The sequence below is a fragment of the Tardiphaga sp. genome (assembly GCF_044340795.1).
Lineage (GTDB): Bacteria > Pseudomonadota > Alphaproteobacteria > Rhizobiales > Xanthobacteraceae > Tardiphaga.
In genome coordinates this window covers 1-8,382 of sequence record NZ_JBIISY010000248.1, presented here as the reverse complement: position 1 = coordinate 8,382, position 8,382 = coordinate 1, and the positions used below count along the sequence as shown (strand labels likewise).

Genomic DNA, 8,382 nt, shown 5'->3' with positions numbered 1-8,382 from the left:
GACGACGATGCCGAATACATGCCAGAGACTGGCGAAACGATTGCGCATGCCGTTCAGGAAGCCGGTGGCGCCGACCGGCCCACGCAGCGCATCGGCGACAGGCTTGCGGCATTGCAGGATGATGACCACGACAAACAGATGCACGACCAGCATCACGAGCTTGATCAGCGCCAGATGCGCGGAACGATACAGGCCCATCATCAGGGCGACATTGGCGATCGCGATACCGGTGGCACCGACGGCAACGATGCGGCGGGTCCAGATTTCCAGATAGGCGGCGGTCTCTTCCTTGACGCGGAACAGAGCCAGCGGGCCGAACAGGGCGCGCATGCCGCAGATGATCGCACGCGCCACCACATAACTGTTCACGATCGCGAGGATCGCGAGACGCGTGGTGCCGGCATCGCCGATCTGGGTGCCGAGCAGCAGCGACACTGTGCCGGTGAAGACGAAGATCGGGATCAGTTCGAGCAACAAGCGGCCGATCACATAAGGCAGCCGCAGCAGCGATTGCCAGGCGCGCGTCAGGCTGCGCCGGCGGGTGTTGAGATTGGGCGCTTGCGTGACGTCGGCTGTCGACGATGGCGGATCGACGCTTTCAATGACGGCGGCAGGCGCACGCGCGACGAACGGGATGCGCGCCTCAAGTGCCGCCTGCGGCCGGCGCAACAGCCAGACGACGAGCCATTCGGCAGCGAGCGCACCGCCGAACACGACGACGAGTTTCCACGCGATGTCGAACAGCAGTTGATAGGTGTCGGGATCATTGGCCGCGTTCTTGAGCCAGTACCACAGGGCTGGAAAACGGGTCACCGACTGCACGGCCGTCGACACCTCGCGCGAGATGTCACCGAGTTGATCGGCGATCGTGACCAGCAATTGCGCGCCAAGGCTGTCGGCATCGAGCGGGATTGCGGGCTTCTTTTCGGGCTCCGCCGGCTTCGCCTGGGCGATCGCCTGCAGCGTGGTGATCATCTCCTTACGCTTGGCGTCGTCCTGCAGCGTGTCGAGTGCAGCCTTTGCCTGCTCTGGCGTCAGTGCAGGGGCGGCGGCAGCCGCCGGCGCATCGGCCTTCTGAGCCAGCGCGGGCGCGCAGAACGGCGCAGCGAACAGAAGACATAGCAATGCAAAAAGCGGGAGAGACTTCTTCGCCAAGACAGGCCCCTTGAGACGATCCGGAAACCGCCCTTTTCGCCTATTTCATGTGTCGGAAGTTTGGTTCCCGGACGTAAATCGGGTGAAAAACTGCCAAAGCACGGCAGAGATGCGCTGAGCGGGAAGCGTCAGATGTCTCGGCCCTCGACCTTCTCGGTCAGGCTTTTCACGAGTTCCGGCACCTTTTCGAGATGCGGATTGACGGCGAGCGCCTTGCGATAGGCTTCGAGCGCCCGTTTGTCGTCGCCGAATTCCTGCATGATCATGCCGAGGCCGGCCAATGCCCCGAAATGCCGGGGCTCGCGGGCCAGCACCTGCTCGATATCCTCGAGCGCGCGGGTGTAGTCGTTCTGCAAATAATACAGCGTTGCCCGTCGGTTCCAGCCTTCGATGTAGTCCGGCTTGAGCTTGACCACGGCGCTCAGCAGCTTCACCGATACGTCGATCTGCTTGGCATCCAGCGCGGTCTTGGCGCGGGTCATCAGCAATGCCGCAGTGTCGCTCGGGGTCTGTGCCCACTGCGCCCAGATTCGGCCTTCGACATGTTTGGCGCTGGCCTCATCCGGCGCAGCCTTCAGGGCGCCGAACAGGAAATCCAGACCGCGGATCTTGTCTGCGCCGATTTTCGGAAGCTTTTCAGGAGCTTGCGGGATGGCCTTGGGCGTCGCCGGCTCGACCGATTTGGGGTCCTTGACCTGCGCGAACGCAGGGCCGGCCGCCAGAAGGGCGGTCAGCATGAGGCCAAAACGGATGGTCCGGACTTGCGATGCCATGCGTGAAGTCTAGACACGAAAAAACGCGCTGCAAAGCGGCAGCGCGTCAAAGACCTGTGATATCGTGATGCCGGCCGGAAAAGATCCGGCCAAACAGCAACTTAGCCCTGGCGAGCTTTGAAGCGGCGCTGGGTCTTGTTGATCACGTAAACGCGGCCCTTGCGGCGGACCAGACGGTTGTCGCGGTGACGGGCACGCAGCGACTTCAACGAGTTACGGACTTTCATCGGTCAATCCTGAGTACTTGCGATCGTGACTTCAAAAGCCGTGCGTTGCAGGCCGCAAAATCAGCGAAAATGGGCTTTAACCCGCTGGCAGCCGAGCCGCCCGGGACCCGCGGTTTCTAGCCACCACCGATCCCACTGTCAATCCGAACGGGCAAAATCACGGCCGGTACGGACGACATTTGCAAGGCTTTGTCGCGCGAAACGTCAAATTCCGTGCGGCAGTACGGCGTCATTCCTGTGGCACGTTTGCGGTCTTCACGACACCGCTCCACTTCTTGATTTCCGTATCCACGAAGGTCGCGAATTCCGCCCCTGTTCGCTTGCCGGGCTCGACACCCTGCGTGGCGAACTTTTCCCGGGTCGCAGGCGACGCCAGGATGTCCTTCATGGCACCGACCAGCAGCTTGTAAGCCGGGGTCCCATCCCCCTGCGGCATGTACATGCCGAACCAGGACGTCGCCTCAAACCCCTTCACGCCGGCTTCGTCGAGGGTGGGCACATCGCGCAGTGACGCAGCACGCTGCAGGCTGGTCACTGCGAGCACGCGGATATTGCCGGCCTGCGCCGCGGGCAGCACCGTCGGCAGCGTGTCGAACATGATCGGGATATGGCCACCGATCAGATCGTTCATCGCCGGGGCAGCCCCCTTGTAAGGGATGTGCTCGATATTGACGCCGGCCATCTGCTCGAACAATTCGCCGGACAGATGATTGGCACCGCCGATGCCGGACGAGCCGAAGGATAGTTTGCCCGGCTGCTTCTTCGCCATCGCGATCAGTTCGGCCACAGTCTTCGCTGGAAAATCCTTCGACACGCACAAGGCATTCGGTGCCGTCGCGACAACGGCGATCGGCGAGAAATCTTTCAGTGTGTCGTATGGCAGACTCTTGCGCAGGCTCGGATTGATGACGTGATGCGTCGCCGTGATCAGCACCACGCTGCCATCGGCGGGTGACTTCGCCACCGCTTCCGAGCCGATGGTGCCGGATGCGCCCGGACGGTCTCGACCAAGGTGGTCACGCCGAGCCTGTCGCCGAGATATTGCGCGACGAAGCGTGCGAGAATGTCGGTCGTGCCGCCGGCCGGGAACGGCACGATGATCTTGATCTGATTGCCGGGAATGGTCTGCGCCTTCGCCGGTACGGCTGCGATGCAGGCGACGGCCAAAACGGCCAGCGCGCGTCTGGTGAGCAATGTCAATTCGTCCTCCAATATCGATCTTATTGAATGACGTGCGAGGCTAGCCGCACGTCATTGCGCAAAGCTGTCGTCTGAAATGGACGGAATTATAGAATCATCAGGCAGCGATCGGAAACTCGACCATGGCCTCGCCGGTTGCGACCTTTTCGTCGTTCTGGTTTTTCACAAGCACATCGATCAGCACCCAGCGCGACTTCTCCGTCACCTGCTTGGCCTTGATGATGCCGACGGGCCTGATCGTATCGCCCGGCTTCACCGGCTTGACCCAGCGTGTTTCAAGGCGCCGATGAATCGCGCCGGCCGGATAGGCCCAATCGGTCAGCATGCGGGTGATGAGCCCGAAATTGTTCATGCCATGCATGATGATCCCGCCGAAATTGGTCTTGCCGAACGAGTTCTTCATGTAGTCATCGTCGAGATGCAGCGGATTGTAGTCGAGCGACCCGTCGCAGAAGAGGCGTATCGACTCGCGCGAGACGGCGAAGCTGGGCCCATCGATGGTGTCGCCGGCGGAAAGAATATCAAAGCTCGTGGTCATGATGTGTCTCCTATCCGACTCTCACATCGGACGAATCGTCTGGCCGCGGCCAGAGCAGATGACGTCGCCGTGCTGATTGAAGAACACGTTGTCATGCACGACGAACAGCCGCTCGCGCTTGATGAACTTGTCGAGCGCTCGCGCCTGCAGCATGATGGTGTCGCCGGGTCGCGCTGGGATATTGTAGCTCCAGCTCTGGCCGGCATTCACGGTGCCAGGCGTGCGCATCCAATCATCCGTCGGCGTGCAGGAGAACATCAGCAGGATATGGATTGATGGCGGCGCGATCAGCCCGCCATAAGGCGACGCCTTCGCGTAAGCTTCATCGAAGTAAAGTGGATGGTCTTCGCCGACCGAGCGGCAATAGAGCTGGATTGCCTCCTTGGTCAGCACATAGGGCAGCGTTTTGCGGGGGACGCCGGGGATAATCTCGTCCCAGACTTTGCGTAAATTCGCGTCTTTCCAGAAATCAGTTTCAAAGGCGTCCGATTGCGCCATAGCGGCAACCTCCCATTATGTTCATCAGGCGAACTTTTTATTCATATTGCGAACTACTTTGATCAGATTTTTACCGACCTGCAAGTCGGGGCACTGAGAGGACTTGATACGTGGCTAAAGAGAGTGATGGATTTGTACGCGCGATTGCGCGTGGCTTTGCGACGGTGGAAGCATTGGGCAAGGCGCCCGGAAGGCACACGCTCTCCGAAGTGGCGGCCAGCGCGGGTCTCAGCCGCGCCACTGCACGGCGGATGCTCGCGACCCTGGTGGTGATGAAATACTGCGAAGTCGACGGCCGCTATTTCAGTCTGCGCCCGCGCGCGCTTGGCCTCGGTCTCTCCTATCTTAATGCACTGCCTTACTGGGGCTATGCGCAACGCGCGCTGGAAGATCTGCGCAACGAGACCGGTGAGTCCTGTGCACTCGCGGTGCTCGACGAGACCGAGATCGTCTATGCACTGCGCCTTCCCGCGCGCCGCATTCTCTCTGCCAATCTCGCCGTCGGCAGCCGCCTGCCCGCGCATGTCGTCTCGCTCGGCCGCGTGCTGCTCGCCGCGCTGCCGGACGACAAGCGCGCGGACTATCTTGCGACCACTGACTTCCAGCCGATCACCGCGCGCACCGTCACCGATCGCGCCAAATTCGAGAGAGAACTCGAGCGCGTGGATCGTGAAGGCTATGGCTGGGTCGACGGCGAACTCGATCCCGCCATCTGCGGCATCGCCGTGCCGGTACGCGACCATAACGGCCGCGTGGTGGCGGCGATCAGCGTCAATACGATTTCGGGCACGCTGAGCGAGGCGGAAGCGAAAGAGAAGTATCTCGTGCCACTGCGACGAACCGCGCAGGACATTCGCACACAGGCTTCGCAGGCGGGGTAGCGCTCATTGGTCGAAAGCGTTATCCGCCGGCCGAGTTCATCATGGAAACTCGGCGGCGGATGACACCGTGCTAACCGGTCCTGCGGCAAAGCATTTTCACGATCACCAGCAACGGCGTGGCCAGCATCATCCAGCTCAGTGCCCACCAGATGCCGTTTTCACCGACCAATGCAGCGAGCAAGCCGAACACGGTCGCTACCGCCAGAACAATCGGCCACAGCCATTGGCGCCGGAATGCGCTCATGCGGCGATCTCCGACACGGGTGACACGCTTCTGCGCCGTCGCCGCTTTGCCCACCACAAATACAATCCGCTGATCAGCACCACGATCGTCGCGACATCGAACAGTGCCCAGATGACCTTGAGCGGCAGACCGCCGTAGTCGCCGAAATGCAGCGGCTGCGACATGAACAGGGTCGTCGCATACCAAGGCATGTCGCGCACCGAGACCACCTGCCCTGTCGATGCATCAGCCAGGGCAGGCTTGAGGATGCGGCTGGTGATCGGCGTGTTGCCGGTGAGGAAAATCGCCACATGCGACGGCGTGGCAAAGGGCGTGCCCGGAAAGGCCACCGTCATCACATTCATGCCGGGGACGGCCTTGCGGACATCGCGCAGCACATCGTCAATGGGCGCGCGGCGTGTTGGGTCGGCTGCGGGCTTCGCCTGCGAGGCCATCTCGACGAGCTGGTTCGCCTGCCAAGCCAGCTCGATGGGCGCCGCCAGCGTGTTGATGACGCCGGTGAAGCTAACGACACTGAACCAAGCCAGCGTCACGATGCCGAGCAGATTGTGCAGGTCGAGCCATTTCAGCTGGCGGCCACCGCGATTACGGATCGCACCGAAATCGAGACGCCGCGTAAACGGCCCGTAGAGCACGACGCCGGACACGATCGCAACGACGAGCAGCAGGCCCATAAAGCCGAGAAACAGCGTACCGCCGATGCCTGTGAACAGGTCGAGATGCAGACGCAGCATGATGTAGAGAAGGCCCTCATTGGGCTGCGGAATCGCGATCTGCCGGCCGGTGCGGGTGTCGAATACCTGATAATGGAAATCGCCGGGATCGGTGATCATCGATGGCGCGGTCGGCACTTTCACGATGGGATGATCACGGTCGTAAAACAAATAGGGCACCACCTGCCCCGGACGCGCGGCCATCGCACGCGCGATCACGTCATCGATGGAAGCGGTGCCCGGCGCGTTGGTGGTGGCCTCCAGCCTGAGATCGGGGCCGAGTTCGTCCTTAAAGATCAGCGGCAGGCCGGTGATGCACAGCATCAGCGCGAAGACCGTGCAAACGAGGCTTGTCCAGCGATGTAGCCATGACCAGATGCGGATGGTGCGTGGAGTCATGACGGTACAGACGTCGCTGCCTGTCGTCGCCCGGCTTGACCGGGCGATCCAGTACACGCCGCTGCACCTGAGTTTACTAGGTCACCCGGTCGAGCCGGGTGACGACAAGTGACGCGGTGATGGGGCGCGGCGTGCATCACCAGCGATACCGCAATCCCGCCAGCACCGTGCGGCGATTGGCGTATTGGCAGTAGAAGCCCGACGAGCAGCTCGAATAGTATTCCTTGTCGAACAGGTTATTGACGTTGAGCGTCAACGTCGCGCCGTTGAGGCGGCGATAGAGGTTGCCGAGCTCGTATTTCAACGCAAGATCCGCCACCGTATAGGCCGCCGTGCGCAGCGTGTTGTAGTCGTCGCCGAAGGTGGAGCCGACATGGCGGGCGCCGGCGCCGATGGTGAAGCCCGCCGCCGGGCCGGTGCGGAATGTGTAGTTGGCCCAGGCTGAGCCGTAGAAGTCCGGCACCGCCTGCGGACGCATGCCGAGCAGCAGCGCATCGGTTGACTTCGTCACGCGGGTGTCGAGGAAGGTCAGCGCGCCGACCAGTTCGAGACTGTCGGTGACATTGCCACGCGCTTCCAGTTCGACGCCGGTGGAGCGGACCTCGCCCTGCTGGACGAAGAAGCCGGGCGTCGAGGACGGCGACTGCACGTTCTGCTGACGAATGTCGAACACTGCTGCAGTGAGCAGGATCGGCAGGAAGGTGGGCTGATATTTGACGCCGGCTTCATATTGCTCGCCGGTGGTGGGCACGAAAGGCAAGCCATTGGCGCTGACACCCGCCACCGGCTCGAACGATGTCGCATAGCTCACATAGGGCGCGACGCCGTTGTCGAACGTGTAGAGCAGGCCGGCACGATATGTGGTTTTGGCATCGGACTGGCTGGCTCGCGATGTCGCGAGGCGGTTGTCTGTGGTCTGGTCGGCCCAGTCGTGGCGCACACCGAAGGTGGCGCGCCAGCCGCCGAGGCTGATCTGGTCCTGCGCATACAGACCGGCCTGCGACAAGGTCTGGCCGTTGTTGATGAAGGTCGCAAAGGGGCCGACCGGCTGACCATAGACGGGATTGACCACGTCGAGCGCGGTGGCACCACCGATTTGGTAGAGCCAGTTGCTGCGCGTCTCCTGGTAATCGACACCGGTGACGAGCTTGTGCTGCAGGGCGCCGGTGCCGAAATCGAATTGCAGGCGGTTATCGGCGGCGAGGTTGCTCGCATCCTCCAGCGAGCGGATGCCCCAGCGCGGCAGCTGGCCGGTGGCCGGTGGCGGTCATCGGTGCATTCATCTGCAGCGACTGGAAGTCGGTCTGCACATGGCCATAACGCAGGGCCGAATACAGGCTCACCACGTCGTTCAGGCGTTTGTCGAACTGATAGCCGACGCCATATTGCTCGCGCTTGAAATGATCGAAAGCGGGATCGCCTACATTGAGCTTCGAATTCAGGTAAGGGCGATACTGGGCGGGCGCGAGCGACTTCGCATAGATCGAGTTGAAGTATCCGCCCTGCGGATCGTTCTGATAGTAGCTCTGGATGGTCAGGCGCGTGTCCATGTCCGGCGCCCAGGTGATGGCCGGTGCGACGGCGAAGCGCTGCTCGTCGACGCCGTCATAGCGCGTGCCGGACTGGCGGCCGATGGCGGTAAGGCTGTAGAGCCAGTGGCCGTCCTTATCCAGCTTGCCCTGGCTGGTGATGCCCGACTGGATGCGGCCATAGCTGCCGCCCTCGACTCGGAATTCATTGAAGGGCGTGGCACT

The 8,382-nt window shown here is 61.9% G+C and carries 10 protein-coding genes and 2 pseudogenes; 1 reads left to right on the top strand and 11 read right to left on the bottom strand.

The window, feature by feature from the left end:
- From ACIQ17_RS27395 to ACIQ17_RS27365, 7 genes and pseudogenes are all read right to left on the bottom strand, one after another.
- Nucleotides 1-1,155: pseudogene (locus tag ACIQ17_RS27395) on the bottom strand (small-conductance mechanosensitive channel); the annotation flags it as partial.
- Nucleotides 1,156-1,283: 128 nt separating this feature from the next.
- Entirely contained in the window at nt 1,284-1,928 is a 645-nt protein-coding gene (locus ACIQ17_RS27390) for a tetratricopeptide repeat protein (RefSeq protein ID WP_398472503.1), read from the bottom strand.
- A gap of 101 nt (nt 1,929-2,029) precedes the next feature.
- Nucleotides 2,030-2,155, bottom strand: coding sequence for a type B 50S ribosomal protein L36 (gene ykgO / locus ACIQ17_RS27385; RefSeq protein ID WP_011509735.1), 126 nt, complete (start codon nt 2,153-2,155; stop codon nt 2,030-2,032).
- A gap of 229 nt (nt 2,156-2,384) precedes the next feature.
- Nucleotides 2,385-3,119: a tripartite tricarboxylate transporter substrate-binding protein gene (locus tag ACIQ17_RS27380; RefSeq protein WP_398472502.1), complete on the bottom strand. Its 735-nt coding sequence runs from the start codon at nt 3,117-3,119 to the stop codon at nt 2,385-2,387.
- Nucleotides 3,083-3,355, bottom strand: coding sequence for a hypothetical protein (locus ACIQ17_RS27375; protein ID WP_398472501.1), 273 nt, complete (start codon nt 3,353-3,355; stop codon nt 3,083-3,085). The genes ACIQ17_RS27380 and ACIQ17_RS27375 overlap by 37 nt, the downstream gene beginning before the upstream one ends.
- A 97-nt stretch (nt 3,356-3,452) precedes the next feature.
- Nucleotides 3,453-3,893 carry a MaoC family dehydratase gene (locus ACIQ17_RS27370; protein ID WP_398472500.1) on the bottom strand — a complete coding sequence of 147 codons (441 nt, stop codon included), beginning with the start codon at nt 3,891-3,893 and terminating at the stop codon, nt 3,453-3,455.
- A 21-nt stretch (nt 3,894-3,914) separates the two neighbouring features.
- Entirely contained in the window at nt 3,915-4,391 is a 477-nt protein-coding gene (locus ACIQ17_RS27365) for a MaoC family dehydratase N-terminal domain-containing protein (RefSeq protein ID WP_398472498.1), read from the bottom strand.
- A gap of 110 nt (nt 4,392-4,501) precedes the next feature.
- Here ACIQ17_RS27365 and ACIQ17_RS27360 point away from each other — a divergent pair, with 110 nt between their 5' ends.
- Entirely contained in the window at nt 4,502-5,272 is a 771-nt protein-coding gene (locus ACIQ17_RS27360; protein WP_398472497.1) for an IclR family transcriptional regulator C-terminal domain-containing protein, read from the top strand.
- A 70-nt stretch (nt 5,273-5,342) separates the two neighbouring features.
- Here ACIQ17_RS27360 and ACIQ17_RS27355 read toward each other — a convergent pair whose 3' ends face one another.
- The 4 genes and pseudogenes from ACIQ17_RS27355 to ACIQ17_RS27340 form a co-directional block, all read right to left on the bottom strand.
- Nucleotides 5,343-5,516, bottom strand: a complete 174-nt coding sequence (locus ACIQ17_RS27355; protein WP_398472496.1) for a hypothetical protein — start codon at nt 5,514-5,516, stop codon at nt 5,343-5,345.
- The gene (locus ACIQ17_RS27350; RefSeq protein ID WP_398472495.1) at nt 5,513-6,628 is read right to left on the bottom strand and encodes a PepSY-associated TM helix domain-containing protein; all 1,116 of its coding nucleotides are present in this window, start codon (nt 6,626-6,628) and stop codon (nt 5,513-5,515) included. Before ACIQ17_RS27350 ends, ACIQ17_RS27355 begins: the two co-directional genes overlap by 4 nt.
- Nucleotides 6,629-6,764: 136 nt before the next feature.
- Nucleotides 6,765-7,787: a TonB-dependent siderophore receptor gene (locus ACIQ17_RS27345; protein ID WP_398472505.1), complete on the bottom strand. Its 1,023-nt coding sequence runs from the start codon at nt 7,785-7,787 to the stop codon at nt 6,765-6,767.
- Between the two features lie 31 nt (nt 7,788-7,818).
- Nucleotides 7,819-8,382, bottom strand: a pseudogene (locus ACIQ17_RS27340) (TonB-dependent siderophore receptor); the annotation flags it as partial.

Coding starts and splice junctions, on each gene's coding strand:
- ACIQ17_RS27390 (WP_398472503.1), bottom strand. CDS start 1,928: ATGGCATCGCAAGTCCGGACCATCCGTTTTGGCCTCATGCTGACCGCC.
- ykgO (WP_011509735.1), bottom strand. CDS start 2,155: ATGAAAGTCCGTAACTCGTTGAAGTCGCTGCGTGCCCGTCACCGCGAC.
- ACIQ17_RS27370 (WP_398472500.1), bottom strand. CDS start 3,893: ATGACCACGAGCTTTGATATTCTTTCCGCCGGCGACACCATCGATGGG.
- ACIQ17_RS27365 (WP_398472498.1), bottom strand. CDS start 4,391: ATGGCGCAATCGGACGCCTTTGAAACTGATTTCTGGAAAGACGCGAAT.
- ACIQ17_RS27355 (WP_398472496.1), bottom strand. CDS start 5,516: ATGAGCGCATTCCGGCGCCAATGGCTGTGGCCGATTGTTCTGGCGGTA.
- ACIQ17_RS27350 (WP_398472495.1), bottom strand. CDS start 6,628: ATGACTCCACGCACCATCCGCATCTGGTCATGGCTACATCGCTGGACA.